The organism is Caulobacter sp. FG7, assembly GCF_057808875.1.
On record NZ_JBMDIW010000008.1, the window covers coordinates 108,673 to 134,775 of the forward strand.

Here is a 26,103-nt window from a genome sequence, read left to right on the forward strand (position 1 = left end):
TTTCGCTAACTAAACCCCTCCTAACCTCTTCAGAGCGCGGCGTGTCCATCCTTCCCGATGAATTCACCCTGCTGCAGGTGACGCCGGAACTGGAAACCGGCGGCGCCGAGCAGACCACGATCGACGTCGCGCACGGCGTGGTGGCCCAGGGCGGCAAGGCCCTTGTGGCGACGCGCGGCGGGCGCATGGCGGCGCGGCTGGAGGCCGACGGCGGCCGTCTGGCCCAGATGCCGGCCCAGTCGAAGAACCCGCTGGTGATGCTGGGCAACGCCGCCCGCCTGATCGACCTGATCCGCCGCGAGAAGGTGACCCTGGTCCACGCCCGCTCGCGCGCCCCGGCCTTTCCGGCCCTGTGGGCGGCGCATACGACCAAGGTGCCGTTCGTGGCCACCTATCACGGGGTCTACAACGCCAAGTCCGCGCTCAAGCGCTGGTACAACGCCGTGATGACCAAGGGCGACCTAGTGATCGCCAATTCCGAATACACCCGCGCCCACGTCATCGCCGAGCACGGCATCCATCCCGACAAGGTGGTGGCCATCCCGCGCGGGGTGGACCTGTCGCGCTTCGAGCCAGGATTCGTCTCGGCCGACCGCGTCGAGGCCCTGCGCAAGGCCTGGGGCGTCGCCCCCGACGAGCGCCGGCTGAAGGTGCTGCTGGCCGGCCGCCTGACCCGCTGGAAGGGCCAGGGCCTGGCCATCGAGGCCGTGGCGCGGCTGAAGGCGCTGAACGACACGCGGGTGCTGCTGCTGCTGGCCGGCGACGACCAGGGGCGCAAGGGCTATCGCGCGCAGCTCGAACACATGATCGCCCAGGCCGGGCTGCAGGACAGCGTCAAGCTGGTGGGCCACTGCGACGACATGCCGGCCGCCTATCTGCTGGCGGATCTCGCCATCGCCCCGTCGCTGGAGCCCGAGGCCTTCGGCCGTACGGCGGTGGAGCCGCAGGTCATGGGCCGTCCGGTGATCGCCGCCGACCATGGCGCGACGCGCGAGACCGTGGTTCCCGGCGAGACCGGCTGGCTGGCCGCGCCCGGCGACGTCGAGGCCTGGGCCCAGGCGCTGAACGACGCCTGCGAGGCGGGTGCCGCCGGACGCCAGTCGATGGGCATGGCGGCTCGCGCGCGAGCGCGACGGTTGTATTCTGTGGACGCCATGGTCGAGGCGACCCTTAAGGTCTATGCGCGCGTGATTGCCGGCCAGAAGGCCCGCGCTGGGGTTTTGGAGTCGAAGGGTTGAGCAAGGAGATCAAGAAGGTCCTGGTCATCAAGCTGGGCGCGCTGGGCGACTTCGTCCTGGCCCTGGCGGCGATGAAGAAGATCCGCGAGGCGCATCCGCGCGCCCGGATCACCCTTCTTACCACCCCGCCGTTCGAGGCCCTGGCCCGCCTGTCGCCCTATTTCAACGCTGTCGAGGTGGATGGCCGGCCCAGCGATGCGGGCGACCTGTTCAAGATGCTGGGCCGTATCCGCAAGGCCAAGTACGACCGCGTCTACGACCTGCAGACCAACAACCGCACCGGCTGGTATTTCCAGGCCTTGCGTCCGTTCCCCCCGCAGTGGTCGGGCATCGCCAAGGGCGCCAGCCTGCCCCAGCGCGGCCGCGCCCGCTATCACATGCACACGCTGGAGCGGCACGCCGACCAGCTGCGCCAGGCCGGCATCTGGCCCGATGCGCCCACCGAGCCGGGCAGCGCCCCGCCGCCGGACCTGTCGTGGATCCTCCGCAAGCACAAGGACGCTCGCCCGGTGGCCGGCGCGGTGACGCCCAAGCCCTACGTGCTGCTGGTGCCGGGCGGCTCGGCCCACCGGCCCGAGAAGCGCTGGCCGGTCGAGAGCTACGCCCAGCTGGCGGCGCTCCTGAAGTCCAAGGGACTGGACATCGTCATCATCGGCGGTCCGCAGGAAAGCGCCATGGCCCGCCAGATCCAGAAGGCCGCCGGCCAGGCCCGCGACCTCACTGGCCGCACCGACTTCGCCCAACTGGCGGTGCTCGGCGCCAAGGCCGCCCTGGTGGTCGGCAACGACACCGGCCCCACGCACCTGCTGGCCGCGGCCGGCGCGCCGACCATCGCCCTGTTCTCGGACGCTTCGGATCCGGCCCTGTGCGGCCCGCGCGGCCACGTGGCGGTAATCAAGTCGCCGGACCTGAAGGCGCTGCCGGTCAGCACCGTGGCCAGCACGGCGATCTCGCTGCTGCCGCGCTAGCGGCGTTGCGTTGATCCCCGCCCTTCGACGAGCTCGGGGGTGAGGATCAAGTGAGGCCGCGGCGGCAGAAACCTCATCCTGAGCTTGTCGAAGGACGAGGTTTCTTCGCACCCGACATCCGCGCCATGAACATCCGCGCGTTCTCATCGAGCCCCCGCGCCAGATGCTCGGCGCGGATCGCCGCCATGCCTGGCGTCAACTGGCTGACCTCCACGAACCCCAGCCGGGCGTAGTAGGGCGCGTTCCAGGGCACGTCGCGGAAAGTCGACAGCGTCAGGCCGGCGCCATTCGCGCGCTCGCTGGCGGCGTCCAGTAGCGCCGCGCCTATCCGGCGCCCGGAAAAGGCCGGCAGCACGTCGAGCTGTTCGACATAGAGCCCGCCTTCGAACGGCCGGACCATCACGAAGCCGGCGATGGCGCCCTCAATCTCGGCGACCAGCAGGCCGCCCTCGACGATTCGCCGGGCCAGGAGCGGGGCGGGGGTAGGTTCGTCGGCGGCGATGGCGTCCATCAGGCCCAGGAAACGCTGGGCCGACGCGCGTTCAAGCGTGCGGATCGCCTCGACCTCGACGACGCGCGCAGGACGTAGCAGGATGGGCGCGGGGGCGCTGTTCATCTGGAACCAAGCCGGAAACTGGACGGTTTAGGGTTCCGAGTTAACGAGGAGTCCGTCAATGCGCATCACCCCCGGCAAGCCGTACGCCCCCCGCGCCCTGGCAGGCCGCGAAGCGTTCCAGCCGGACACCAGCGGCAACAGCGCCGGCGCTCAGCTGGCCATAGGCCTGGCCCTTGCGGGCGGCGCGATCCTGGCCGCAACGCTGCTGGGCCGCCGCCACGAGCGGGTGATCGACGACGAGGAGTACGCGGTCGGCTATGCCGAGATGCACGAGCCGGTCGCCCACCAGCCCAAGCCGCTGACCAGCCTGCTGCTGCCGCCGCTGTTCATCGCCATGACCCTGTCGGGGCTGCGCACCTGGAATGCGCCGTCCAGCCCGGCCCGCACCCGGGCGCTGACCCTGTGGAGCCTGACCCAGGGCTTCAACGCCCTGTGGCTGGCCTTCGGCACGAAGCGCGGCGGCGGGCAGCTGGCTGTGGCCACCGCCTCGCTGGGCGCTTCGGCCGCCTATGCGGTGGAGGCGCGCAAGGTCGGCGGCGCCTCGGCGCCCGACCTCGGCTGGCTGGGCGTGGCCAACGCCCTGACCGCCCAGCTGTGGCGCCGCGCGCCCGTGCGTCCCACCTTGCACTAAGGCTCCTCAGGCGGCTTTCTCTCCGCCTTCGAGCGGGGAGGGGCCATGCGGATTCGGTTTGGGCATCTGGCGGCGGCCGCGATCCTGTTCGCGGTCGAGGTCGTCATCGCGCTGTTCGTGCGTGACGGCTTCGTGCGCCCCTATCTGGGCGACGTGCTGGCCACCGCCATGGTCTATTTCGCGGTGAGGGCCGTCACGCCCCTGGGACGCGCCGGAGCCGCCGCGATGGCCTTGGGCCTGGGCGTGGTCATTGAACTGGGCCAGTTGCTGAACGTGCTCGAGCACGCGGGCCTTGGCGGCAGCCGCGTGGCGCGGGTGGTGTTCGGCGGGGTCTTCGACCTCAAGGACCTGGCCTGCTACGCCGTTGGCGTCGGCCTGGCCGTGCTGCTTGACCGACGCCGTCAGGGCGGACCGGTCGCCGCTTGATCGGGCGCCGCGCCGGTGCTCGCGGTCGCTGGCGCCGCTCAACCAAGCATTGTGAGGCTGTCCACAGCCGCTCCACAGCGCTCGCAGAACGGTGGTATTGACTTCCGCTGCCTAACCTTTACGCATTCGCCCCTGCTTTTGAGAGCGCCTCTCACGAGCACGCGCCGCCAGGGGACGACGGCCGACAGAACAAGCCTGTTGCGGGGGGAAGCGGTTGGCCTTCGACGACGCGACCTATGAGGATGGCGTGCTCGCCGTCCGCACGCCTGATGGGGCGGGCTGGCGGCCGAAAGCCACGCGGCCGGCCTGGCGTTTGGCCGAGATCGGCGTCGCCGGCGGCCTGGCGGCCCTGCTGTTGGTGTTCTTCTGGCTGGACCTGCGGCCCGACATCGAGACCGCGCATCAACAACCCTTCTTCTGGCTGAAGATGGCCTACACCGTCGCCCTGGCCGCCGCGGGCTTCGACGGCCTGGCGCGGCTGATAAGGCGCGGTCCGCCCGCCCCGACGGCGATCGTCGTGGCGGTCATCGCGCTGCTGGTCTTCGCCGTCGGCGGCGTGACCGAGGCGATGCAGATGGAGCCGGCCAAGCTGGCGCGGCTGTTCTCGCCCGCCTCGGTGGGCGCGTGCTTCTTCAACATCGTGGCCCTGGCCCTGCCGACCCTGCTGCTGGCCCTCACGGTGCTGCGCGGCGTCGAGACCGAGCGGCCGATCCTGGCCGGCTTCGCGGCGGGGACGTTCGCCGGCGGACTGGCCGCCAGCGTCTATGGCCTGCACTGCCCGCATTCGACCTTCGTGTTCGTGGGCCTGTGGTACCTCGTCGGCGTGCTGCTGTGCGGCCTCGCCGGCGCCGCCCTCAACCGGCTGGCCGCGCTTTGACACCGCAGCGCCCGATCAAGGCCTGAGGCCGGGCGAGCACCTCCTCACGAGAAAGTCCCAACGAAAAGGCCCTCCCGGCGAACCGGAAGGGCCCTCGTTCCTGCGCGAGGCGGGAAGTCTTACTCGGCGGCGGCCTTGCCGGCCGGGGCGCCGAACTTGGCGTTCAGCTCGCCGGTCAGGTAGCGCTTGGCCATGGTCGCGGTCGAGAGCGCGCGGATCTTGCCAGCGTGGCCGGCCGAGCCGAACTGCTCGAAGCGGTCCTGGCAGACCTTGCGCATGGCGTCCTTGGCGGGCTTGAGATAGGCGCGCGGGTCGAACTCGTGCGGCTTTTCGATCAGGATCTTGCGCACCGCGCCGGTGATGGCCAGGCGGTTGTCGGTGTCGACATTGACCTTGCGCACGCCGTGCTTGATGCCGCGCTGGATCTCTTCGATCGGCACGCCCCAGGTCTGGGGCATCTCGCCGCCATAGGCGTTGATGATGTCCTGCAGGTCCTGCGGCACCGAGCTGGAGCCGTGCATCACCAGGTGGGTGTTGGGCAGGCGGCGGTGGATTTCCTCGATCACGTTCATGGCCAGGACGTCGCCGTCCGGCTTGCGCGTGAACTTGTAGGCGCCGTGGCTGGTGCCCATCGCAATCGCAAGAGCGTCGACGCCGGTGGCCTGCACGAACTCGACGGCCTGGTCCGGATCGGTCAGCAGTTCGTCATGGCTCAGCTTGCCCTCGAAGCCGTGGCCGTCTTCGGCCTCGCCCATACCGGTTTCCAGCGAGCCCAGCACGCCCAGTTCGCCCTCGACCGACACGCCGCAGGCGTGGGCCATTTCGACCACCCGGCGGGTGATCTCGACGTTGTATTCGTAGCTGGCGGGGGTCTTGGCGTCCTCCATCAGCGAGCCGTCCATCATCACCGAGGTGAAGCCGTACTGGATCGCCGTGGCGCAGGTCGCCGGGCCATTGCCGTGGTCCTGGTGCATGCAGACCGGGATGTGCGGGTAGATGTCGACCAGGGCGTCGATCATCTTGGCCAACATGATGTCGTTGGCGTAGTTCCGCGCGCCGCGCGAGGCCTGGATGATGACCGGGCTGTCGACCGCATCGGCGGCCTCCATGATGGCCAGGCCCTGCTCCATGTTGTTGATGTTGAAGGCGGGCAGCCCGTACTCATGCTCCGCCGCATGATCCAGCAACTGCCTAAGCGTGATCCTCGCCACGTATTTCTCCTGCAAGCTTTGAAGTCGTTGAATTGGTTCTTGTTGTTGGGGCGCGACGCTTTTGCGCTCTTTGCCCGGAAATCTCGGAGCCGGTTCCTCGCCTGGCGCCCCGAGAGCGGAGGCCTGCGCCCCGAAAGACTCGGGGCGAGGCGTTCCGACTTGGCTGATGGTCCCGTGGCCGTTCTCGGCTCGCCGGGATCCTCCCTTTAGGCTTCGAGAGCCGCGACGCCCGGAAGCGTCTTGCCCTCCATCCATTCCAGGAACGCGCCGCCCGCCGTCGACACGAAAGTGAAGTCGGCCGACACGCCTGCGTGGTTCAACGCCGCGACGGTATCACCGCCACCAGCGACAGCGACGATCTTACCCGATTTCGCGAGCGACGCGGCGTGTTTCGCCGCCGAAACGGTCGCTTCGTCGAAAGGTTGCACTTCGAACACGCCCAGCGGGCCGTTCCAGATCAAGGTGACGCTTTGATCCATGGCGGCCAGCAGGCGCTTGGCGCTTTCCGGGCCGGCGTCGAGGATCAGGTCGTCGGCCTGCACTTCGTTCAGTTGGCGGACGGCCGTTTCCACGCCCGGGGCGACCTTCTTGGCCACCACCACGTCGACCGGCAGCAGCAGCTCGCAGCCGGCGGCGTCGGCCTTGGCGATGATTTCGCGGGCGGTGTCGGCCAGGTCCTTTTCGCAGAGCGAACCGCCGACGTCGTGGCCCTGGGCGTAGAGGAAGGTGTTGGCCATGCCACCGCCGATGGCCAGGCGGTCGAGCTTGGCGACCAGGTTGTTGAGCAGGTCGAGCTTGGTCGAGACCTTAGAGCCGCCGACGATGCCGATCACCGGCTTCTTGGGGTTGCCGAGGGCGGCGTCGAGCGCCTCGAGTTCGCGCTGCATGGCCAGGCCCGGATAGGCCGGCAGCAGCCTGGCCAGGCCTTCGGTCGAGGCGTGGGCGCGGTGGGCGGCGCTGAAGGCGTCGTTGACATAGACGTCGCCGTTGGCGGCCAGGGCGGCGGCGAACTCGGCGTCGTTCTTTTCCTCGCCGGCGTGGAAGCGGACGTTCTCCAGCAGGGCCACGCCGCCGTTCTCCAGGCCGTCGACGACCTTGGAGGCCTCAGGGCCGATGCAGTCCGAAGCGAAGGCCACCGGCTGCTCAAGCAGCGCCGACAGCGGCTCGGCGACGAAGCCGAGGCTCATCTCCGGCACGACCTTGCCCTTGGGGCGGTCGAAGTGGGCCAGCAGCACCACCTTGGCGCCTTGCTTGGAAAGGTAGTGGATGGTCGGCAAGGCCGCGCGCAGGCGGGTGTCGTCGGTGATCCGACCGCCGTCGACGGGCACGTTGAAGTCCACCCGGACCAGGGCGCGCTTGCCGGCGAGATCGGCGGTGTCGAGGGTGCGGAAGGTCATCGGGGATCCTGATGGTCTGTGCGTTGGATCCTCGTCCTTCGACAGGCTCAGGATGAGGATCCAAGAGCGGGCATCGCATTAGCCCTCATCCTGAGCCTGTCGAAGGACGAGGGCGACCTCACGAGAGAGGCCAAGGAAAACCCCCGCTCCTCGGGAGGGGCGGGGGTTTTGAAGGCTTAGAGGAACTTCGCCATTTCCAGAGCGGTGTCGCTCATGCGGGTCGCGAAGCCCCATTCGTTGTCGTACCAGCTGAGCACGCGGGCCAGCTTGCCTTCGATGACTTGCGTCTGGGGCAGGGCGGCCGTCGAGCTGGCGGCGATGTGGTTGAGGTCGGTCGAGACCAGCGGGTCGGTGGTCACGGCCAGGACGCCCTTCATCGGACCGTCGGCGGCGGCCTGCAGCGCGGCGTTGATCTCGGCGATCGAGGTGTCGCGGCCGGTGACGACCTTCAGGTCGATGACCGAGACGTTCGGGGTCGGGACGCGGATCGACGAGCCGTCCAGCTTGCCCTTCAGTTCCGGCAGAACCAGGCCGAGAGCCTTGGCGGCGCCGGTCGAGGTCGGGATCATGGACAGGGCCGCGGCGCGGGCGCGGTAGAGGTCCTTGTGCATGGTGTCCAGCGTCGGCTGGTCGCCGGTGTAGCTGTGGATCGTGGTCATGTAGCCACGCTCGATGCCGACCAGATCGTGCAGGACCTTGGCCACCGGGGCCAGGGCGTTGGTGGTGCACGAGCCGTTCGAGACGACGATGTCGTCGGCGGTCAGGGTCTCGTGGTTGACCTTGTAGACGATGGTCTTGTCGGCGCCGTCGGCGGGGGCCGAGACCAGCACGCGCTTGGCGCCGGCCTTCAGGTGCAGGGCGGCCTTGTCACGGGCGGTGAAGATGCCGGTGCATTCGAAGGCGATGTCGACGCCCAGTTCGGCGTGCGGCAGCTCTTCGGGGTTGCGGATCGCAGTGACCTTGATCTTGCCCGTGCCGACGTCGATCCAGTCCTCGCCCGAGGTGACGACGCCCGGGAAGCGGCCGTGCACGCTGTCGTAGCGCAGCAGGTGGGCGTTGGTCTCGACCGGGCCCAGATCGTTGATCGCCACCACCTCGATGTCACGGCGGCCGTGCTCGGCGATGGAGCGCAGCACGAGGCGGCCGATACGGCCAAAGCCGTTGATGGCGACGCGAAGGGCCATGTGGTCTTTCTCCTCACGATCGGACCCGCTCGGAAGCGAGCGGCGTTCCTTGATTTTGCAGGCGGTTTCGCGGTCGAAAGCGGCGAAGTCAAGCCCAGGAACGCTCACAAGACATTAGCTATTGTTGTGACGCTCGTTACATCGCCCAATTGTGGTCACGCCGGGTGGCGAAGTCGGCGACGATCTATATGTTGCGCCGCATGATGGGAACTTGCCGATGATACCGGGCGAAGGAAGCGCTCTCGATCTGGCCGCGCGGCGGCTGGAGCGCGCCGTCGCGAACCTGGAGCAGAAGATCGCCGCCGAACGGGCCGAGCGCGCGCGCGCCGCCGCCCAGCCGGCCTCGGGCGACCTGTTCGAGGCGCCCGTCGCCGACGCGGCGGTGGTCGAGAAGGCCGCCCAGCTGGCCGCCGACCTGGAGGCCGCCCGCGTTCGCGAGCGCGCGCTGGAAGAGGCCGGTGAACAGGCCAGCGAGGCCCTGGGCCGCGCCATCGCCGAGATCCGCGCCGCCCTGGGCGACGAAAGCCTGATCGGCGAAGGCGTCCATGACGACGAGGAGGGCGCCGCGCCCGCCGAATTCGCCGACGACGAGACCGAAGACGAACCTGAAGCGTTGTACGACGAGGACGACCCGCCGTTCGACCCCGACCCGCCCGCGAAGGCCTGAGCCCATGGCGCAATTGACCATCCACGTGAACGGCCGTCCCTACAGCGTGGGCTGCGAAGACGGCCAGGAGGCCCACCTCCTGGAGATCGCGCGCCTGTTCGACCGCCAGGTCCGCCAGGTCAGCCAGGAGGTCGGCCAACTGGGCGAGACGCGCCTGTTCCTGATGGGCGCCCTGCTGCTGGCCGACGAGTTGTCGGATCTGAAGCTGCGCCTGGCCCACAACCAGTCGGAACTGGCCCGCCTGCAGAACGAACAGACCCGCGTCGAAATCCGCGCCATCAAGGCCATCGACGCCGCGGCCGAGCGCATCGAGAAGCTGGCGGCCGGGTAGGCGCCTCTCTCTCGGGGATCTCGGTCAGGGTCTTGCCCGAGCCGGCGCCTGCTTCGTGACGCCCCTAGGGCGCGAAGGTTTCCTTACTTGACCAACCCAACGCCCATCCGCGGTCGCTCGGCGCATCGCTTGACGACAGGTATTTAAGGAATTAGCTATTTATATGTAATGAAGCTGAATTCCAGCTTCGACGTCCTCGGGGGGGAGGCATGGCGCGGTTCAATTTCGAGGGGCCTGTCGGCGGAGCCCGCTACCTGCTCGTCTCGTCCGTGGTCCTACTCGGCCAGCATCTGGTCCTGCTGGCGATCGCATGGTGGTCGCGCGAGGCCACCCTTCCGCCCTGGTGGATCTGGATCAATCCCGGTCGCGAGTTGATGGTCGGGGCCTTCATGGGGCGCGAGGGCCTGGGCTCCGCGGCGCTGCCCGTGGGCATGGTCGTGATGTTGGCGGCGGACGCGCTGCTGGTCGGGCTGGCCTTCCGGCGCGCTCGTTACGTGCGGGGGCCCGCCTGGATCCCGATCCTGACCATCACGCCGGTGCTGCAGGTGCTGGTGATCGCCTGGCTGGCGGCGGCGCCCGCGCGGCGCGAGCCGCTCGAAGACCAGACGTCGCGGGACGCCCGCCAGGCCGCCCGCACGGTGGCGCTCGGCCTGCTGGCGGGCGTGGGCCTGACCGTACTTGTGGTCGCGTTCTCGGCCCTGCTGCTCGGAACCTATGGCTATGCCCTGTTCCTGGGCGCGCCGTTCGTGATCGCCCTCGTCATCGGGTACATCGCCAACAGGCCGGCGCGGGCGGGCAGGCTGGGAACGGCGGGCCTGGTCTCGGCCGCCTTCCTGCTGGGCGGGCTGGCGCTGATCGGCTTCGCGTTCGAAGGCGTGATCTGCCTGGTGATGGCGACTCCCCTGATCGCGCTGATGGGGTGGATCGGGGCGCTGATCGGCCGAGCCCTGGCCGGCATGGGGCGGCCGGGACGCGGAACCACCCTCGCCAGCGTCGCCGTGCTGCCGATCCTGCTGGCGGGCGAGGCCCTGGCGCCGCCACGCGCCGACTTCGAGAGCGTGGAGTCGATCGAGATCGCCGCCCCGCCGGCCGCCGTATGGGATTCGGTGGTCCACATGGGGCCGATCCCGGGCGCGCCGGCCGCGCCCTTCCGCTGGGGGCTGGCCTATCCGATGCGGGGCGAGATCCAGGGCGAGGGCGTCGGCGCCATTCGTCGCGGCGTCTTCTCGACCGGCGTGGCCTATGAGCGCGTCGTCGCCTGGGAGCCGGGCAAGCGGCTGGATTTCATCGTACTCAGCGATCCGCCGTCGCTGAAGGAGCTTTCGCCCTACGAGCGGGTGAACGCCCCGCACATGAACGGTTATTTCCGCACCCGCGACGCGCGCTTCTCGATCATGCCGCTGCCGGGCGGGCGCAGCCGCCTGACCCTGGCCACGCACCACGACCTGGACCTGGCGCCGGCAGCCTACTGGACGCCGATGGCGCAATGGGCGGTGCACGCCAACAAGCAGCGGGTGCTGAACCACTTCCGCCGACAGGCGGAGGCGGGGCGCGAAGTTGCGGGCGCGGCGCCTGCGACATCGATTTCGGAATAGGGCCCTATCGCCGGAGCCTCCGAACCCCTATCTTGTCGGACGGCGGGTCGTGCTGCGGCTCTCGTCGAAGATTTCTATTCCCAGGGACCTTAATCTCTCTATCGGGATCTGTTCCCTCCCGTGGCCGTGGCTGCGGGAACACGGAGCCCACCTGTATCTAACAGGTTCGAGTGGATTGAAACGTCTTCACGGTTCTTCGCGGCGCCGCCACCCTTTCCCTTTATCCCTGTCCTTCGGCTAGAAGGTCGCGATGACCATCGCCGACCCCGCCGCCGCCAAGACCGCCCTGCGCGTCTTCGTGCGCAATCGCCGCAAGCAACTGGCCCTCGAGCATCCCGAAGCCGACTGGATGGCGGTGGACGTGGCGCGCGAGCCGCTGTCGGCGCGCTTTCCGGATCCGAAAGGCAAGGTCGCCGCGCTTTATCACGGCCTGGGCTCGGAAGTTTCGGCTCGCGCCCTGGCCGACTGGCTGGCCGAGCAGGGTTGGAGCCTGGCCTTGCCGAGCGTCGAGGGCGCCGATCCGCACGGCAAGGGCGGGCGGATGGTCTTCCGGACCTGGACGCCCGGCGAGCCCCTGGCCCGCGACGCCATCGGCATGGTCGCGCCGATCGCTCAAAACCGGATCGTCCAGCCCGACCTGGTGGTCGCGCCGCTGCTGGCCTGGGACCGCGAGGGGCGCAGGCTGGGGCAGGGCGGGGGCTATTACGACCGGGCGCTGGAGGCCCTGCGCGACCGCAAGGAGGTCTTCGTCCTGGGCCTGGCCTACCAGGGCCAGGAGACCCACGGCCTGCCCGACGAACGGCACGATCAACGATTGGACGCGATCTTGACCGAAAACGAGTATATCGAGGTCCGAAAGGACTGATCGATCATGCGTTTTGCTTTCTTCGGCGACGTCGTCGGCAAGTCGGGCCGCGACGGCCTGGCCGACCACCTGCCGGGCCTCCGTCGCCAGCTTGGCCTCGAGTTCGTCATCATCAACGCCGAGAACGCCGCCGCCGGCTTCGGCATCACCGAGAACACCGCTCGTGAGCTGTTCGACGCCGGGGCCGACTGCCTGACCCTGGGCAATCACAGCTGGGACCAGCGCGAGGCCCTGACCTACATCGTGCGCGAGCCGCGCCTGATCCGTCCGGCCAACTACCCGATCCTGTCCGATGCTCCGGGGCGCGGCAGCCACCTCTTCCAGACGGACTCGGGCAAGACCGTGTTCGTGGTGAACCTGCTGGGCCGGGTGCACATGGACGCCATGGACGACCCGTTCGCCGCCGCCGACCGCGAGCTCGACAAGGCCCCGCTGGGCCAGGTCGCCGACGCGGTGATCGTCGACATGCACTGCGAGGCCACCTCCGAGAAGATGGCCATGGGCCACTATTGCGACGGCCGCGCCAGCCTGGTGGTGGGCACCCACACCCACGTGCCGACCGCCGACTGCCAGATCCTGACCGGCGGCACCGCCTACCAGACCGACGCCGGCGCCTGCGCCGACTATGACAGCGTCATCGGCAACCAGAAGGAAGAGCCCCTGCGGCGCTTCACCACCAAGATCAGCGGCGGCCGCTACCAGCCCGCCAGCGGCCCGGCGACGGTCTGCGGCGTGTTCGTCGAAACCGACGACCGCACGGGCCTGGCGGTGCGCGTCGAGCCGATCCGCGTCGGCGGGCGGCTTAAGCAGAGCGTGCCGGTGATTTGAAGACCCTCCCTCTCCCCTCGGGGAGAGGGGATAAAAAGGTTCAATCCACTCCCGCTTGCATCCGTCACGATCTCCGGCCCAACCTCCCCCGGAGGCAAGCACAGGAGCCCTCCATGACCGACGCCACCGTCTACACCGCCAAGGCCCACGCCGTCGGCGGGCGCCAGGGAACCGCCAAGACCGACGACGGCCACCTGGACGTCCAGCTGGGCTATCCCAAGTCGCTGGGCGGCAACGGCGAAGGCACCAATCCCGAGCAGCTGTTCGCGGCGGGCTACGCGGCCTGCTTCCTGGGTGCGCTGGGCCTGGTGGCCCGTAACCAGAGCGTCAAGCTGGGCGAGCACAGCCTCGACAGCGAGGTGGACCTGATCAAGGACGAGGTCAGCTTCCACATCGGCGTGCGCCTGACGCTGAACGCCCCCGAGGTCGACCGCGCCGTGGCCGAGGACCTGCTGCACAAGGCCCACCAGGTCTGCCCGTACTCCAAGGCCACCCGCGGCAACGTGGTGGTGGAGCTGAAGGTCGCCTGATCCCGCGTCCGGCGATGGAATGGGAAGGCCGCGCGCGCCCCCTGGGGTGACAAGACACGCTTCCAGGCGGTAGAAGCGCCGCCAACCCATTCCATCGTCAGATCAGAGAAGAGCCTCCGAATGGCCGGCCACTCGAAATTCAAGAACATCATGCACCGCAAGGGCCGCGCCGACGCCGCGCGTTCCAAGCTGTTCTCCAAGCTGTCGCGCGAAATCACCGTGGCGGCCAAGACGGGCCTGCCGGACCCGGCCATGAACCCGCGCCTGCGCCTGGCCGTGAACAACGCCAAGGCCGAAAGCCTGCCCAAGGACGTCATCGAGCGCGCGATCAAGAAGTCGCAGATGGGCGATGCGGCCGACTACACCGAGATCCGCTACGAGGGCATGGGTCCCGGCGGCGTCGGCGTGATCGTCGAGGTGCTGACCGACAACAAGAACCGCGCGGCGTCGAACGTCCGCTCGCTGTTCTCCAAGTACGGCGGCAATCTGGGCGCCACCGGCTCGGTGACCTTCAACTTCGACCGCCTTGGCCAGATCGAGTATCCGGCCGCCAAGGCCAGCGAAGACGACATGATGGAAGCCGCCATCGAGGCCGGCGCCCAGGACGTCGAGAGCGACATGGGCGAAGAGGGCGGCCACACCGTCTACACCGCCTTCGAGGACCTCAACGAGGTGTCCTCGGCCCTGGAAGCCAAGTTCGGCGAAGCCTCCTCGACCAAGATCGTCTGGAAGCCCAAGCTGCTGAACGAGGTCACCGGCGACAGCGTCGCCACCCTGATGAAGCTGCTCGACGCGCTCGACGAGGACGACGACGTCCAGAACGTCTATTCCAGCGCCGACATCAGCGAAGAAGAACTGGCCAAGCTGGGCTGATCCTTCGTGGTGTGAACCTTATCCTTCGACAAGCTCAGGATGAGGTTCTCTGCCAACCGAGCGCGCAATGGTCCTCATCCTGAGCCTGTCGAAGGACGAGGACCACGCACCAAGCAAGCGGCCGCTCCATCTGGAGCGGCCGTTTCCTTTTCAGGCTCCCCTTTGCGGCTCGCGCCCGCTCTGCTATCCCCTCGCTTCATGAGTTTCGTTCGGAAGATCGCGCGAATTATCCGCCCGGCGTGACGCCGCCGGACGAGACCTCCAGCGCGCGCCGGGTTCCACCCGCCTTCTTCCGACATTCCAGAGCTGGATAGCCTTCCCATGGCCGACGACGCCGCGCCCGCCCGCGACTACCGCGAAACCGTTTTCCTTCCCGACACGCCGTTCCCGATGCGCGCGGGCCTGCCCAAGAAGGAGCCCGAGATCCTCGAGGGCTGGGCGGCCCTGTCCGACAAGGGTCTCTACGGCGCCGTGCGCGCCAAGCGCCAGGCCGACGGCGCGCCGCTGTTCGTGCTGCACGACGGTCCGCCCTACGCCAACGGCGCGATCCACATCGGCCACGCGCTGAACAAGACCCTGAAGGACTTCGTGGTCCGCTCGCGCTTCGCCCTGGGCTACGACGTCGACTACGTGCCGGGCTGGGACTGCCACGGCCTGCCGATCGAGTGGAAGATCGAGGAGAAGTTCCGCAGCCAGGGCCGCCGCAAGGACGAGGTCCCGGCCGAGGAGTTCCGCCGCGAATGCCGCGCCTACGCCGCCGGCTGGATCGAGGCCCAGAAGGTCGAGTTCCAGCGCCTGGGCGTGCTGGGCGACTGGTGGAACCGCTACGCCACTATGGACTTCACTTCGGAAGCCAAGATCGTCGAGGAGTTCCACCGCTTCGCCTCGAGCGGCCAGCTCTATCGCGGCTCCAAGCCGGTGATGTGGAGCCCGGTCGAGCGCACGGCCCTGGCCGACGCCGAGATCGAGTACCACGACCACGTCTCGCCCACGATCTGGGTGAAGTTCCCGGTCGTCGAGGGCTCGGACGCGGCCCAGGGCGCCAAGCTGGTGATCTGGACGACCACGCCCTGGACCATCCCGGCCAACCGCGCGGTCTCCTATAACCCCGACATCCCCTACGCCGTCTTCGAGGTGAAGGCGCTGGAAGAGGGGCTCGAGTTCGCGCCCTGGTCCCAGGTCGGCGATCGCCTGATCGTGGCCGAGAAGCTGGCCGAGGCGGTCTTCAAGGCCGCCAAGGTCGCCGCCTTCGAGAAGATCGAAAGCGTCGACTGCGAGGGCATGGTCCTGGCCCACCCGCTGGCCGACCTCGACAGCCACTATGGCTTCGCCGTGCCGCTGCTGGCCGGCGACCACGTCACCGACGACGCGGGCACGGGCTTCGTGCACACAGCGCCCGGCCACGGCGCCGACGACTACCAGGTCTGGCTGGCCCACGGTCATCGCGAAATCCCCGACACCGTCGACCCGGACGGCGCCTACTACGCCCATGTGCCACTGTTCGGCGGCCTCAAGGTCATCGAGACTGAGGGCAAGAAGACCGGCAAGTTCGGCCCCGCCAACGGCGCGGTGATGGACAAGCTGATCGAGGCCGGCAACCTCTTGGCCCGCGGCCGCGTCGAGCACAGCTATCCGCACAGCTGGCGCTCCAAGGCCCCGGTGATCTTCCGCAACACCCCGCAGTGGTTCATCCGCATGGACCACGAGGTCGAGGCCCTGGGCGGCAAGACCCTGCGCGAAACGGCCGTCCAGGCCATCGCCGACACTGCCTTCCACCCCGACGCCGGCCGCAACCGCATCGGCGCGATGGTCGAGACCCGTCCCGACTGGCTGATCAGCCGCCAGCGCAACTGGGGCACGCCGCTGGCGATGTTCGTCGACAAGCATACCGGTCACCCGCTGATCGACGCCGAGGTCAACGCCCGCATCCTGGCGGCCATCAAGGAAGGCGGCGCCGACGCCTGGTTCACCCGTCCGGACGCCGACTTCCTGGGCGCGCATGATCCGGCCCAGTACGAGAAGGTCGTCGACATCCTCGACGTCTGGTTCGACAGCGGCTGCACCCACGCCTTCACCATCGAGGGCCGCGACGACAGCGCCTGGCCGGCCGATCTCTATCTGGAAGGCTCCGACCAGCATCGCGGCTGGTTCCAGTCCAGCCTGCTCGAAGGCTGCGGCTCGCGCGGTCGCGCGCCCTACAAGGCCGTCCTGACCCATGGCTTCACCATGGACGAGAACGGCGAGAAGATGTCCAAGTCCAAGGGCAACACGATCGAGCCCCAGGCCATCACCAAGGAGTCCGGCGCCGAGATCCTGCGGCTGTGGGCGGCCATGGTCGACTATTCGGAAGACCAGCGGATCGGCAAGACGATCCTGGCCACCACCACCGACGCCTATCGCAAGCTGCGCAACACCATGCGCTACCTGCTGGGCGCCCTGGCCGGCTTTGACGAGGAAGAGCGGGTCACCGACTACGACCAGTTCCCGCCGCTGGAGACGTTCATCCTGCACCGCCTGTGGGAGCTGGATAGCCAGGTGAAGGCCGCCTACGAGAGCTATCGCTTCTCCGACGTGATCCGGCCGCTGGTCGATTTCTGCCAGGGCGACCTCTCGGCCCTGTTCTTCGACATCCGCAAGGACAGCCTTTATTGCGACACGCCGACGGCCCTGCGCCGCCGCGCCTATCGCACCGTGCTGGACTACGTGTTCGATCGCCTGACCATCTGGCTGGCCCCGCTGGCCAGCTTCACGATGGAAGAGGCCTGGGTCACGCGCTTCCCCGAAGCCGGCCCGGTGGCCCTGCGCGTGATCCCGGAAACCCCGGCGGCCTGGGAAAACCAGGCCGAAGCCGCACGCTGGGCCAAGGTCGAAGCCGTCACCGGCGTCGTCACCGGCGCCCTGGAGGTTGAGCGCCGCGAAAAGCGCATCGGTTCGGCCCTCGAGGCCGCGCCGGTGGTGCACATCGCCGACGAGAGCTTGCTGGCCGCGTTCGAGGGCCTGGACGCCGCCGAAGTGTTCCGCACCAGCGCCGCGACCCTGGTCGCCGGCGAGGGCGGTGCGTTCGCGATCGACGAGGTCAAGGGCGTGTCGGTGGATCCGGTGAAGGCCGAAGGTCAGAAGTGCGCCCGCTCGTGGCGCATCCTGCCGGAAGTGGGAACCGACCCCCGCTATCCGGAGCTTAGCCTTCGCGACGCCGACGCCGTGGCCTTCTGGGACGCGCAAAGGGCTTAAATCTCCCTTCCCCCTAGATGGGGAAGGGTCGGGGATGGGGGTGATGCGGCGGTTCAACGCGTACGGCCGTAGCCACCCCCACCCAACCCTCCCCCATCGAGGGGGAGGGCTCAGTTGGGAGCTAACCTTGAAGATCACCCGCTTGGGCTGGACCGCCTACGCCGTCGCCGTCGCAACGGTGGTGCTCGACCAGATCTCCAAGCTCTGGGTGCTGGGCCTGCTGGGCTCTGCCCAGGGCTCAAGCGCCTCGCTGCTGGGGCCGGTCAAGCTGACCATGGTCCATAACTACGGCATGAGCTTTGGCCTGCTGCGCGACCACGCCGAGTGGGGGCGCTGGCTGCTGACGATCTTCTCGGCGGCGGTGGTGGTCGGCCTGGGAATCTGGGCGCGCAAGGCCGTGCGGCCGCTGACCGCCCTGGGCCTGGGCATGATCATCGGCGGGGCGATCGGCAACAACCTGATCGACCGGGTGATCTACGGCTACGTCGTCGACTTCATCGACGTGTCGCGACTCTATTTCCCCTGGGTGTTCAACGTCGCCGACTCGGGCATCAGCGTCGGGGTGGCGTTCCTGTTGCTGGACAGTTTCATCGGTGAAGAGAAGAAGCTCTCGCACCAGACGGAATAGGGGCCAAACGGGGGCTTAGCGCCCAAGCAAGGCCACAAATTCGAAGGACATTGGCGCCCGCCTTCGGATGTCGTATCGAGGGCGTCCGATTTTCGGCCCCGGGGGCGGCCGCTGGAGCATGGGTTCATGAAGTTCAACCGGGTTGCGACCCTGAGCGTGCTGGCCGCCGTGGCCGCCACCGGTCTGGCCGGCTGCCAGTCGGCCTCGAAGGCCCTGGGCATGAGCAAGGTGGTCCCCGACGAGTTCCGCGTCGTCACCAAGGCTCCGCTCGTCGTTCCGCCGGACTACAGCCTGCGCCCGCCGGCGCCCGGCGAGCCGCGTCCGCAGGAGCTGCAGCCGGAAAGCGCCGCGCGTCAGGCGCTGCTGGGCCAGAGCCTGGCCGCCAGCCGCACCGACGGCGAAAAGCTGCTGGTCTCCAAGGCCGGCGTCGACAAGGCCGACCCGCTGATCCGCTTCGTCGTCGACGACGAGAACGGCGACCTGGCGCACAAGGACGAGAGCTTCGCCAAGAAGGTCATGTTCTGGCGCAAGGACGACAAGACCGCCGGTGCGGTGACGGCCGCCGAGGCTGGCGCCACGGCTCCGGTGCCGGTCGACGCGGCCGCCGAGGAAGAGCGCCTGAAGACCCTCACGGGCGGCGGCGCGGTCATCATCAGCCGCGACAAGCAGGGCAAGATCAAGCTGCCGGGCCTGTAAGACCCGGCGCTGACCAGTCTTCGAGATGTTCGACGGCCCGGAGGCTTTGCTTCCGGGCCGTTTGCTTTGCGGGGTCAGTCGCGCGCGGTGCGTTCCAGGATCGCGCGCATGGACTGGGCCTTCTGAGGCAGCTCGGACGACAGCCGCGAGGCCATCTCCCGCAGGCCTACGGCATAGGCCTCGCCCCCGTGTGCGATCTGCTGGGCCCGTTCGCCCAGGGCGATCAGGTCCCGTTCCAGGGCCTCGACTTCTTCCCGGGCCAGCTGGCGGGCTTCCTGTTGCAGGCGCTGCAGGCGCTGGGCCGTCGTCTCCGGCCCACGGGTCAGGTTGTAGACTTCGGCGCCGGCGGTTTCTTCCGGCACGACGGTCAGATGCGGACCGCTCATCGTCATCGGCTCCTCAAACTCACGGAACCCCCATGCAGAGACAATGAACCTACAAGCCTTGCTGTTCCTGTAAAAAAGCGACGTTATCTGCGAAGCTCGGCGTTTGTGGCGCAGGCGCCACATAAGGTATTTTGGCTAAGCTTGGCGCCTATTCCTTGGGCTTAGACGACGTCTGCTCATCCCTGGCCTCGCAGGGGCCCACATAGACGCTCTCGCTGTGCAGCCGCATCGTCTTGGACGCGCCGTAGGCCTGAACCTTCATTTCCAGGTCGGTGGTCGTGCGGGTCTGGAAGTCGCCCTTCACCACGCCGGCCAGGCTGTAGGTGATGGCGTCCTTGCGGCAGGTCAGCTCCAGGGTGAAGCCGTCGATGACCGGGGTGACCTGAGGCCGGCCGCAGGGCGCGGCCTTGGCGGCCTCGGCGGCGGGGTCATGACCCTCGGCGATGCACTGGGTGGTGCTCTGCTCGCCGCTGGGCGTGCTGGCCGTGGTCTTCCAGAGACCGGCGCGCAGCGGCCTGGGCGGGCCGCCGGCCGCGGGCGCCGCTTCGCTTTCGGCCGAGGGCGCGCCCGTGGCCGGAGCAGCGGCCTTGTCGTCGTTGCGCGAGCAGCCTGCCGCCGCGAGGACGGCCAGGAGCAGGGCGAGGCGGGCGGCGGTGGTCATCGGCTACTGTCCCGAAAAGCGCGGCGCGGTCAGGCGCCTCGATCCGAACAATACCCGGACCTCCCGCCCGGTTGCCAGAGGGTCAGCCGACGGCGGGCGCGTAAGCCGCCGGCGTGACCGGGGACTGGGCGGCGGGCGCCGGGGCCGGTTGAGGCGCTGGGCGCGTGAACTTGACGCTGCGGCCCTGGAAGTCGGCGCCGCTCTCCATGGCCAGCTGCTCGTGGGCGATGTCGCCCTCGACCTTGGCCGTGCCGTAGAGGCGCACCTGGCGGGCCGCGACGGCCCCGATCACCTTGCCGTGGATCTCGACGGCCTGGGCGGCGATCGAGCCCTCCACGCGGCCGTTGGGACCCAGGACCAGCTTGCCGACCTTGATGTCGCCCTGGACCACGCAGTCCAGGTGCAGTTCGCCATCGCCGGAGACATCGCCACGGATGGTCAGGCCCTGGGCGATCAGCGAAGCGGGCTTGGGACGCGGCGGCGGCGCGGGCGCGGCGGCCTGGGTCAGCGGCGCGGGCGTCGGAGCGGCCGCCAGCGGCTCCAGGGCCAGCGGGGCGGGGGCGTCTTTCTTCTTCTGGAACATGAGGCGGCGGCTTTCTCGAATTGGGTCGCTTGCCAGCTTGAGCAGCAAACGCGGCGCCAATCGGAAAGCCCCGTTTCGGTGGGGTTCGATCGACATTCGAGGTTCGAGCGTGGTCCTCGTCCTTCGACAAGCCCAGGATGAGGACCATTTACAGGCCGAGATCGTGAAAAACCTCATCCTGAGCCTGTCGAAGGACGAGGTTTTCGTCTCAGATTCTGAATGTCGATCAGCCCTGGGCCGTCACCAGGGGCGGCGGCCCGCCACCGTCTCGAAGAACAGCCGGAAATCGCCCATCAGGCTGTAGAGCGGATAGCTGAAGGTGGCAGGGCGGTTCTTCTCGAACACGAAGTGGCCCACCCAGGCGAAGCCGTAGCCGACGAGCGGCGCGACCAGGAAGAACCACGGGCTGATCGTGAAGCCCATCACCAGGCTGACGATCACCAGGCCCGTGCCGACGACGTGTAGCCGGCGGCTGGTGCGGTTGCGATGTTCGGAGAGATAGAAGGGATAGAAGTCGGCGAAGGTGCGATAGCGCTCCTCGCTCGCGGCGCGGTGTTCGCCGGCTTGGTCGGCGTGCTGGCCCATGGGGCTTGTCCTCCCGGTCGATGTGGCTCGACCTTGCGCCTAGGAGAGGACGGTCCGTCTTCGGATGCAAGGGGGGATGCAAGGGGTCGAGGGCGGCCCCCGCCGCCCTCGAACGAACGCGCCTCAACCCAGCGGGCTGACGTAGGGGCTGACCAGGCCCAGCGGCACGGCGGTCGAGTTCTTGACGCCGCGGATGACGATGCGGCTCTCGATGTTCGACACCAGGCCCAGCGACAGGATCTTGTCGCGCAGGAACTCGTCGAAGGCGTGCATGTCGCGGGTGACGATGCGCATCTCGTAGTCGGCCGCGCCGGTCACGGTGGCGCATTGCACCACCTCGGCCCACTTGGCGACCGCGTGCTCGAACGTCTCGAGGTTTTCCTTGGTCGGCAGCGACAGCTTCACGGTGCAATAGACCTCGAAGCCCAGGCCCAGCTTTTCGCGGTCCAGGATGGTCACGCGGCGCTGGATGACGCCGGCGTCTTCCAGGCGCTTGATACGCCGCCAGCACGGGCTGGAGGACAGCCCGACTCGCTCGGCGATCTCGGCGACGGACAGTCCGGCGTCGTGTTGGATGAGATCCAGGATCTTGGCATCCACGGCGTCGAGTTGTTCGGACAAGAATTCCTCCCCCCAGAGGGTGTTTGACGCGTCGATCTTGCGCAAAGCCCGCCCGAGTCGGGCACGCCTTGGGCAAACAATTTCCGCGCTTCTATAAGATATTGCCTTACGGGCGAAAAGACCCGGGAGGAAAATTTTTGCCATGCGGCACTCGGAAGTCACGCTCGACGACAAATATGTGCTCGAAGATGGTCGCGCCTTCATCACTGGCGTGCAGGCGCTGCTCCGTGTGCTGCTCGATAGAAAGCGCCTGGACCGACTCGCCGGCCTGAACACCGCCGGCTTCATGTCGGGCTATCGCGGCTCGCCGCTCGGCGGCCTCGACCAGCAGGCCGCGCGCATTCGCAAGCTGCTCGACGCGCACGACGTGGTCTTCAAGGAAGGCCTGAACGAAGACCTAGCCGCCACCGCGGTCTGGGGCAGCCAGCAGGCCAACCTCTTCCCCGGCGCCACGCATGATGGCGTGTTCGGCATGTGGTACGGCAAGGCTCCCGGCGTCGACCGCACCGGCGACGTCTTCAAGCACGCCAATTTCGCCGGAACCTTCCCGACCGGCGGCGTCCTGGCCGTGGCGGGCGACGACCACGCCTGCAAGAGCTCGACCCTGCCGTCGCAGTCGGAGTTCGCCTTCCAGGACTTCGAGATCCCCGTCCTGTCGCCCGCCGACGTGCAGGAGGTGCTGGACTACGGCATTCTCGGCATCGCCATGTCGCGGTTCTCGGGGCTCTGGACCGGCCTGATCGCTCTCGCCGACACCATGGACAGCGGCGTCACGATCGACGTCTCGCTGGGTCGCCACCAGGCGGTCATTCCCGAATTCGCCATGCCGCCCGGCGGGCTGGGCATCCGGCTGAAGGACCAGCCGATGGAGAAGGAGCGCCGCCTCCGCCTCCACAAGATCCCCGCCGCCCTGGCCTTCGCCCGCGCCAACCAGATCGACCGCGTGGTGCTGGGCAGCTCGCACGTGAAGGTCGGCAAGGCGCGCCTGGGCATCGTCTGCCAAGGGCAGGCCTACAAGGACGTGCTGGAGGCCTTCTCGGCCATGGGCATGAGCCTGCAGGAAGCCGCCGACCTGGGCGTGTCGGTCTACAAGGTGGGCATGCCCTGGCCGCTGGAGCCGCTGGGCTTGCGCGCCTTCGCCGCCGGCCTCGAAACGCTCATGGTCATCGAGCACAAGCGCGCCCTGATCGAGCCTCAGGCCCGTGCCGCTCTCTATGACCTGCCGGCCCAGGCCCGTCCGCGGATCATCGGCAAGACCGACGAGAAGGGCCATCCGCTGCTCTCGGAGCTGGGCTCGCTGTCGGTGGCCGAAATCGCCCTGGCGATCTACGACCGCCTGCCCGACGGACCGCACATGGAGCGGGCGCGGGCCTACCTCAATCGCGTTTCGGCCGCCGGCGTCGCCGCCGTCAGCCTGGCCTCGGACCAGGCCCGCAAGCCGTTCTTCTGCTCGGGCTGCCCGCACAACACCTCGACCAAGCTGCCCGAAGGCAGCCGGGCGCTGGCGGGTATCGGCTGTCACTACATGGCCGGCTTCAACGATCCCTCGACCGACCTCAATACCCACATGGGCGGCGAGGGCCTGACCTGGGTGGGCGCGGCCCCCTTCACCACCGAGAAGCACGTCTTCCAGAACCTGGGCGACGGCACCTACAATCACTCCGGCTCGCTCGCCATCCGCGCGGCCGTCGCGGCTGGGGCCAACATCACCTACAAGCTCTTGTTCAACGACGCGGTGGCCATGACCGGCGGGCAGCGCGCCGAGAGCGGTTTCACCCCGGCCCAGATCACCCGCCAGCTGGCCAGCGAGGGCGTGGCCAAGACGGTCATCGTCGTCGACGAGCTGGAACGCTATGCCGGGGTCACCGATCTGGCCCCCGGGGTCGAGGTGTTTCCGCGGTCCGAGTTGATGACCGTGCAGAAGGCCCTGCGCGACACGCCCGGGACCACGGTGCTGCTCTATGACCAGACCTGCGCCACCGAGAAGCGACGCCGCCGCAAGCGCGGGACCATGGCCAAGGCCACTCAGAAGGTCTTTATCAATCCGCTGGTCTGCGAGGGCTGCGGCGACTGCTCGGTGAAGTCCAACTGCGTGTCGGTCGAGCCGCTCGACACCGCCTTCGGCCGCAAGCGCAAGATCAACCAGTCCAGCTGTAACCAGGACTATTCGTGCCTGGAGGGCTTCTGTCCGTCCTTCGTGACCCTGGAAGGGGCCGAGAAGGCCGGCGAGAAGGCCAAGCCCGCGCCGCTGTCGGCCGATTCCACGCCGCTGCCGGCCTTCGAAGAGTTCCATGGCGTACGCCGGATCATCTTCACGGGCGTCGGCGGCACCGGGGTGACCACCGTGGCCTCGATCCTGGCCATGGCCGCCCACGTCGACGGCCGCGCCGGCAGCGTAGTCGACATGACGGGCCTTGCCCAGAAGGGCGGCTCGGTGTTCAGCCACGTCAAGATCGGCGAGACCGAGGAGACGGTGGTCGGCGGCCGCGTGCCTGCCGCCAGCGCCGACGTGCTGATCGCCTGCGACCTGTTGGTGGCCGCCAGCCCCGAGGCCCTGGCCCTCTACGCCAAGGACCGCACCATGGCCTTCGGCAACAGCGATTTTGCCCCTACAGCCGACTTCGTCACCAGTCGCGACGTGAAGTTCGACGGCGGGGCCATGGCCCGCCGCGTGAAGGCCGCCACCAAGGCCTTCGACGCCTGCCCGGCCCAGCGCCTGGCCGAGGCCCGCTTCGGCGACGCCATCTACGCCAACATGATCATGGTCGGCTTCGCCTGGCAGCGCGGGGTGATCCCGGTCTCCAGCCGCGCCCTCTATCGCGCCATCAAGCTGAACGGGGTGGACGCCGAGGCCAACCTGCAGGCCTTCGAACTGGGCCGCCAGATCGCCTTCGACCCGGCCGCGGCCGGCGACAAGCCGGTGGCGGTCGTAACGCCCGAGACCGAGCCGCTGGACGCCCTGATCGCTCGCCGTGTGGAAGACCTAGTCGCCTACCAGGACGCCCACTACGCCGCCCGCTACGCCGAGCGCATCGCCAAGCTGCGTCATGCCGAGGTCGCGGTGGTGGGCGAGGGGGCTGACCTGCCGCTGACCCGTGCGGCGGGGACCAACCTCTACAGGCTGATGGCTTACAAGGACGAGTACGAGGTCGCTCGCCTCTATACCGACGGACGCTTCGCCCAGGAACTGGCCGGGACCTTCAAGGGCGGCAAGGCCAAGGTCTGGCTGTCGCCGCCGCTGATCGCGCCCAAGGGCAAGGACGGCAAGCCGCGGAAGATCGCCTTCGGCGGCTGGATGCTGGACCTGGCCTTCCCGATGATCGCCCGCATGAAGGGCCTGCGCGGCGGGGCCTTCGACATCTTCGGCAAGACCGAGGAGCGCAGGATGGAGCGCGGCCTGATCGCCGACTACGAGGTCACGCTGGACCGCCTGGGTGCGGGCCTGCGTCCGGAGAACAAGGCGCTGGCCCTCAAGCTGGCCCAGGTTCCGTCCGAGATCCGCGGCTATGGCCACGTCAAGGAAGCGTCGGTCGAGAAGGCCAAGGCGACTGCGACCAAGCTGTGGGGGCAGTGGGAGGGCGCCGCCTGAGCGGGCGGCGTCAGGGCTTGGTCGGCGGGCTGAGGCGGCTGGCGTCGACCGCCCGCCGCAGCACCGGCCAGTTGAACCGCAGCATGACCCGGCCTTGAGCCAGCGGGGTCTTGTCGTCGGCTTCGGCCTTGGCGGTGAACATCCCGGCCAGCTGGTCCATGGCGTTCAGCTGCGCGTCCGTCGGTTCGCCGAGGGGCTCGCAGCCGTCCAGCTGGCGGTCCGGGCGCGTGGTGCACAGCAGGCCGGTGATGGGAGGGCCGCCGTTGACGCTCCTCACGGCGAGCGCGGTGTCTTCCAGATAGGGCTGCCTGTCCCAGGACAGGTCGTGCAGCTCGCAGCGCTGGTCGGGTGCGGCCTTGGTCCCGCAGGCGATCTTCCCGCCGGCCTTGGTCGGCGTCATCAGATAGGCGCGGCGGCCGGCGACATACTCCAGGTGCGAGGGCGGCACGGCTTGGGGCGCGCCCCAGCTGATCGGGATCGCCACGACTGCCCCGGTCAGGGCTTCCGGCGGCGCCTTGCGCGGGTCGAAGCCGAACTTCCGCACGACCTTCAGCGACGCCTCGCCGAAGGCGGGCTCGGATTCGGCCAGCACCACGCAGTCGGCGACGCCGCCCTTGGGGGTGAGCAGGCATTCCAGCACCGCCGCCCCGCCGCGTTCGGCGTCCATGGCCGCGTGGGGATAGGCCGCCGCCATGTCGCCGCCTTCGGGCTTGCGGTTCCAGACGACCTTGTCGCCGGTCAGCCGGTGGTAGGGCGGCGTCTGCGCCTGGGCGGTCGCAGCCAGCAGGGCGCAGGGCAGGGCGATGGCGGGCAGGACAGGGATGCGCATGGACGTCGAGGCTCCGGACACAATCTCCGGCTGACCACGCCGAGCCGGCTTTGGCAA

Annotated in this window: 26 protein-coding genes and 1 other RNA gene; 17 read left to right on the plus strand and 10 right to left on the minus strand. The window is 68.6% G+C overall.

Features of this window, described 5'->3' with window-relative positions; genetic code table 11:
* The first annotated feature begins 41 nt into the window (after positions 1–41).
* Complete coding sequence (locus ACODR1_RS08765) at positions 42–1,238, plus strand: glycosyltransferase family 4 protein (protein WP_488880098.1); 1,197 nt, start codon at positions 42–44, stop codon at positions 1,236–1,238.
* On the plus strand, positions 1,235–2,206 hold the full coding sequence (locus tag ACODR1_RS08770) for a glycosyltransferase family 9 protein (protein WP_101719426.1): 972 nt from the start codon (positions 1,235–1,237) through the stop codon (positions 2,204–2,206). Before ACODR1_RS08765 ends, ACODR1_RS08770 begins: the two co-directional genes overlap by 4 nt.
* 73 nt (positions 2,207–2,279) lie before the next feature.
* Here the strand turns inward: ACODR1_RS08770 and ACODR1_RS08775 are convergent, their stop codons facing one another.
* Positions 2,280–2,822 (minus strand): GNAT family N-acetyltransferase, encoded by a 543-nt coding sequence (locus tag ACODR1_RS08775; protein ID WP_488880099.1) that lies wholly within the window; start codon positions 2,820–2,822, stop codon positions 2,280–2,282.
* Positions 2,823–2,880: 58 nt separating this feature from the next.
* On the opposite strand from ACODR1_RS08775, the gene ACODR1_RS08780 reads away from it, so the two are divergent.
* From ACODR1_RS08780 to ACODR1_RS08790, 3 genes are all read left to right on the plus strand, one after another.
* The gene (locus tag ACODR1_RS08780) at positions 2,881–3,453 is read left to right on the plus strand and encodes a TspO/MBR family protein (protein WP_488880100.1); all 573 of its coding nucleotides are present in this window, start codon (positions 2,881–2,883) and stop codon (positions 3,451–3,453) included.
* A gap of 45 nt (positions 3,454–3,498) precedes the next feature.
* Positions 3,499–3,879, plus strand: coding sequence for a ribosomal maturation YjgA family protein (locus tag ACODR1_RS08785; protein WP_488880101.1), 381 nt, complete (start codon positions 3,499–3,501; stop codon positions 3,877–3,879).
* A 214-nt stretch (positions 3,880–4,093) separates the two neighbouring features.
* A complete protein-coding gene (locus ACODR1_RS08790; protein WP_488880102.1) occupies positions 4,094–4,756 on the plus strand; it encodes a DUF1109 domain-containing protein in 663 nt (220 codons plus the stop codon).
* A 119-nt stretch (positions 4,757–4,875) separates the two neighbouring features.
* Here the strand turns inward: ACODR1_RS08790 and fba are convergent, their stop codons facing one another.
* The 3 genes from fba to gap all read right to left on the minus strand — a co-directional run bounded on the left by fba (position 4,876) and on the right by gap (position 8,548).
* Entirely contained in the window at positions 4,876–5,967 is a 1,092-nt protein-coding gene (gene fba / locus ACODR1_RS08795) for a class II fructose-bisphosphate aldolase (protein ID WP_488880103.1), read from the minus strand.
* 206 nt (positions 5,968–6,173) lie between these two features.
* Complete coding sequence (locus tag ACODR1_RS08800) at positions 6,174–7,364, minus strand: phosphoglycerate kinase (RefSeq protein WP_488880104.1); 1,191 nt, start codon at positions 7,362–7,364, stop codon at positions 6,174–6,176.
* A 176-nt stretch (positions 7,365–7,540) separates the two neighbouring features.
* Positions 7,541–8,548 (minus strand): type I glyceraldehyde-3-phosphate dehydrogenase, encoded by a 1,008-nt coding sequence (gene gap, locus ACODR1_RS08805; protein WP_101719418.1) that lies wholly within the window; start codon positions 8,546–8,548, stop codon positions 7,541–7,543.
* Between the two features lie 217 nt (positions 8,549–8,765).
* On the opposite strand from gap, the gene ACODR1_RS08810 reads away from it, so the two are divergent.
* The 11 genes from ACODR1_RS08810 to ACODR1_RS08860 all read left to right on the plus strand — a co-directional run bounded on the left by ACODR1_RS08810 (position 8,766) and on the right by ACODR1_RS08860 (position 18,792).
* Entirely contained in the window at positions 8,766–9,215 is a 450-nt protein-coding gene (locus tag ACODR1_RS08810; RefSeq protein WP_488880105.1) for a hypothetical protein, read from the plus strand.
* Positions 9,216–9,219: 4 nt separating this feature from the next.
* Entirely contained in the window at positions 9,220–9,546 is a 327-nt protein-coding gene (locus ACODR1_RS08815) for a cell division protein ZapA (RefSeq protein ID WP_058348093.1), read from the plus strand.
* A 209-nt stretch (positions 9,547–9,755) separates the two neighbouring features.
* Complete coding sequence (locus tag ACODR1_RS08820) at positions 9,756–11,141, plus strand: SRPBCC family protein (RefSeq protein WP_488880106.1); 1,386 nt, start codon at positions 9,756–9,758, stop codon at positions 11,139–11,141.
* A gap of 46 nt (positions 11,142–11,187) precedes the next feature.
* Positions 11,188–11,350, plus strand: a non-coding RNA gene (gene ssrS / locus ACODR1_RS08825) — 6S RNA.
* Positions 11,351–11,391: 41 nt separating this feature from the next.
* The gene (locus ACODR1_RS08830; RefSeq protein WP_488880107.1) at positions 11,392–12,006 is read left to right on the plus strand and encodes a 5-formyltetrahydrofolate cyclo-ligase; all 615 of its coding nucleotides are present in this window, start codon (positions 11,392–11,394) and stop codon (positions 12,004–12,006) included.
* Between the two features lie 6 nt (positions 12,007–12,012).
* Positions 12,013–12,834, plus strand: coding sequence for a TIGR00282 family metallophosphoesterase (locus ACODR1_RS08835; RefSeq protein WP_488880108.1), 822 nt, complete (start codon positions 12,013–12,015; stop codon positions 12,832–12,834).
* A gap of 113 nt (positions 12,835–12,947) precedes the next feature.
* On the plus strand, positions 12,948–13,364 hold the full coding sequence (locus ACODR1_RS08840; protein ID WP_165257709.1) for an organic hydroperoxide resistance protein: 417 nt from the start codon (positions 12,948–12,950) through the stop codon (positions 13,362–13,364).
* 120 nt (positions 13,365–13,484) lie between these two features.
* Positions 13,485–14,237 (plus strand): YebC/PmpR family DNA-binding transcriptional regulator, encoded by a 753-nt coding sequence (locus ACODR1_RS08845; RefSeq protein WP_488880109.1) that lies wholly within the window; start codon positions 13,485–13,487, stop codon positions 14,235–14,237.
* A gap of 321 nt (positions 14,238–14,558) precedes the next feature.
* Positions 14,559–17,468, plus strand: coding sequence for an isoleucine--tRNA ligase (gene ileS, locus ACODR1_RS08850; RefSeq protein WP_488880110.1), 2,910 nt, complete (start codon positions 14,559–14,561; stop codon positions 17,466–17,468).
* A gap of 127 nt (positions 17,469–17,595) precedes the next feature.
* Positions 17,596–18,096, plus strand: coding sequence for a signal peptidase II (gene lspA, locus ACODR1_RS08855; protein WP_488880111.1), 501 nt, complete (start codon positions 17,596–17,598; stop codon positions 18,094–18,096).
* A 126-nt stretch (positions 18,097–18,222) separates the two neighbouring features.
* Positions 18,223–18,792, plus strand: coding sequence for a DUF3035 domain-containing protein (locus ACODR1_RS08860; RefSeq protein WP_488880112.1), 570 nt, complete (start codon positions 18,223–18,225; stop codon positions 18,790–18,792).
* A 74-nt stretch (positions 18,793–18,866) separates the two neighbouring features.
* Here ACODR1_RS08860 and ACODR1_RS08865 read toward each other — a convergent pair whose 3' ends face one another.
* The 5 genes from ACODR1_RS08865 to ACODR1_RS08885 all read right to left on the minus strand — a co-directional run bounded on the left by ACODR1_RS08865 (position 18,867) and on the right by ACODR1_RS08885 (position 21,628).
* Positions 18,867–19,178, minus strand: a complete 312-nt coding sequence (locus ACODR1_RS08865) for a hypothetical protein (protein ID WP_488880113.1) — start codon at positions 19,176–19,178, stop codon at positions 18,867–18,869.
* Between the two features lie 148 nt (positions 19,179–19,326).
* A complete protein-coding gene (locus ACODR1_RS08870; protein ID WP_488880114.1) occupies positions 19,327–19,839 on the minus strand; it encodes a DUF3617 family protein in 513 nt (170 codons plus the stop codon).
* 82 nt (positions 19,840–19,921) lie between these two features.
* Entirely contained in the window at positions 19,922–20,422 is a 501-nt protein-coding gene (locus ACODR1_RS08875) for a bactofilin family protein (RefSeq protein ID WP_488880115.1), read from the minus strand.
* Between the two features lie 240 nt (positions 20,423–20,662).
* The gene (locus tag ACODR1_RS08880) at positions 20,663–21,007 is read right to left on the minus strand and encodes an Mpo1-like protein (protein ID WP_488880116.1); all 345 of its coding nucleotides are present in this window, start codon (positions 21,005–21,007) and stop codon (positions 20,663–20,665) included.
* A 123-nt stretch (positions 21,008–21,130) separates the two neighbouring features.
* Positions 21,131–21,628 (minus strand): Lrp/AsnC family transcriptional regulator, encoded by a 498-nt coding sequence (locus ACODR1_RS08885; protein ID WP_058348122.1) that lies wholly within the window; start codon positions 21,626–21,628, stop codon positions 21,131–21,133.
* Positions 21,629–21,770: 142 nt separating this feature from the next.
* Between ACODR1_RS08885 and ACODR1_RS08890 the strand changes: the two genes are divergently transcribed.
* Positions 21,771–25,217 carry an indolepyruvate ferredoxin oxidoreductase family protein gene (locus tag ACODR1_RS08890; RefSeq protein ID WP_488880117.1) on the plus strand — a complete coding sequence of 1,149 codons (3,447 nt, stop codon included), beginning with the start codon at positions 21,771–21,773 and terminating at the stop codon, positions 25,215–25,217.
* 10 nt (positions 25,218–25,227) lie between these two features.
* Here ACODR1_RS08890 and ACODR1_RS08895 read toward each other — a convergent pair whose 3' ends face one another.
* Positions 25,228–26,046 (minus strand): TonB family protein, encoded by an 819-nt coding sequence (locus ACODR1_RS08895; protein WP_488880118.1) that lies wholly within the window; start codon positions 26,044–26,046, stop codon positions 25,228–25,230.
* Positions 26,047–26,103: the final 57 nt, after the last annotated feature.

Bases quoted from the DNA above. Each gene is read 5' to 3' on its own strand.
- ACODR1_RS08775 (WP_488880099.1), bottom strand. From the start codon at position 2,822: ATGAACAGCGCCCCCGCGCCCATCCTGCTACGTCCTGCGCGCGTCGTC.
- ACODR1_RS08780 (WP_488880100.1), top strand. From the start codon at position 2,881: ATGCGCATCACCCCCGGCAAGCCGTACGCCCCCCGCGCCCTGGCAGGC.
- ACODR1_RS08785 (WP_488880101.1), top strand. From the start codon at position 3,499: ATGCGGATTCGGTTTGGGCATCTGGCGGCGGCCGCGATCCTGTTCGCG.
- ACODR1_RS08800 (WP_488880104.1), bottom strand. From the start codon at position 7,364: ATGACCTTCCGCACCCTCGACACCGCCGATCTCGCCGGCAAGCGCGCC.
- gap (WP_101719418.1), bottom strand. From the start codon at position 8,548: ATGGCCCTTCGCGTCGCCATCAACGGCTTTGGCCGTATCGGCCGCCTC.
- ACODR1_RS08810 (WP_488880105.1), top strand. From the start codon at position 8,766: ATGATACCGGGCGAAGGAAGCGCTCTCGATCTGGCCGCGCGGCGGCTG.
- ACODR1_RS08815 (WP_058348093.1), top strand. From the start codon at position 9,220: ATGGCGCAATTGACCATCCACGTGAACGGCCGTCCCTACAGCGTGGGC.
- ACODR1_RS08820 (WP_488880106.1), top strand. From the start codon at position 9,756: ATGGCGCGGTTCAATTTCGAGGGGCCTGTCGGCGGAGCCCGCTACCTG.
- ACODR1_RS08830 (WP_488880107.1), top strand. From the start codon at position 11,392: ATGACCATCGCCGACCCCGCCGCCGCCAAGACCGCCCTGCGCGTCTTC.
- ACODR1_RS08835 (WP_488880108.1), top strand. From the start codon at position 12,013: ATGCGTTTTGCTTTCTTCGGCGACGTCGTCGGCAAGTCGGGCCGCGAC.
- ACODR1_RS08840 (WP_165257709.1), top strand. From the start codon at position 12,948: ATGACCGACGCCACCGTCTACACCGCCAAGGCCCACGCCGTCGGCGGG.
- ACODR1_RS08845 (WP_488880109.1), top strand. From the start codon at position 13,485: ATGGCCGGCCACTCGAAATTCAAGAACATCATGCACCGCAAGGGCCGC.
- ileS (WP_488880110.1), top strand. From the start codon at position 14,559: ATGGCCGACGACGCCGCGCCCGCCCGCGACTACCGCGAAACCGTTTTC.
- ACODR1_RS08860 (WP_488880112.1), top strand. From the start codon at position 18,223: ATGAAGTTCAACCGGGTTGCGACCCTGAGCGTGCTGGCCGCCGTGGCC.
- ACODR1_RS08865 (WP_488880113.1), bottom strand. From the start codon at position 19,178: ATGAGCGGTCCGCATCTGACCGTCGTGCCGGAAGAAACCGCCGGCGCC.
- ACODR1_RS08870 (WP_488880114.1), bottom strand. From the start codon at position 19,839: ATGACCACCGCCGCCCGCCTCGCCCTGCTCCTGGCCGTCCTCGCGGCG.
- ACODR1_RS08875 (WP_488880115.1), bottom strand. From the start codon at position 20,422: ATGTTCCAGAAGAAGAAAGACGCCCCCGCCCCGCTGGCCCTGGAGCCG.
- ACODR1_RS08880 (WP_488880116.1), bottom strand. From the start codon at position 21,007: ATGGGCCAGCACGCCGACCAAGCCGGCGAACACCGCGCCGCGAGCGAG.
- ACODR1_RS08890 (WP_488880117.1), top strand. From the start codon at position 21,771: ATGCGGCACTCGGAAGTCACGCTCGACGACAAATATGTGCTCGAAGAT.
- ACODR1_RS08895 (WP_488880118.1), bottom strand. From the start codon at position 26,046: ATGCGCATCCCTGTCCTGCCCGCCATCGCCCTGCCCTGCGCCCTGCTG.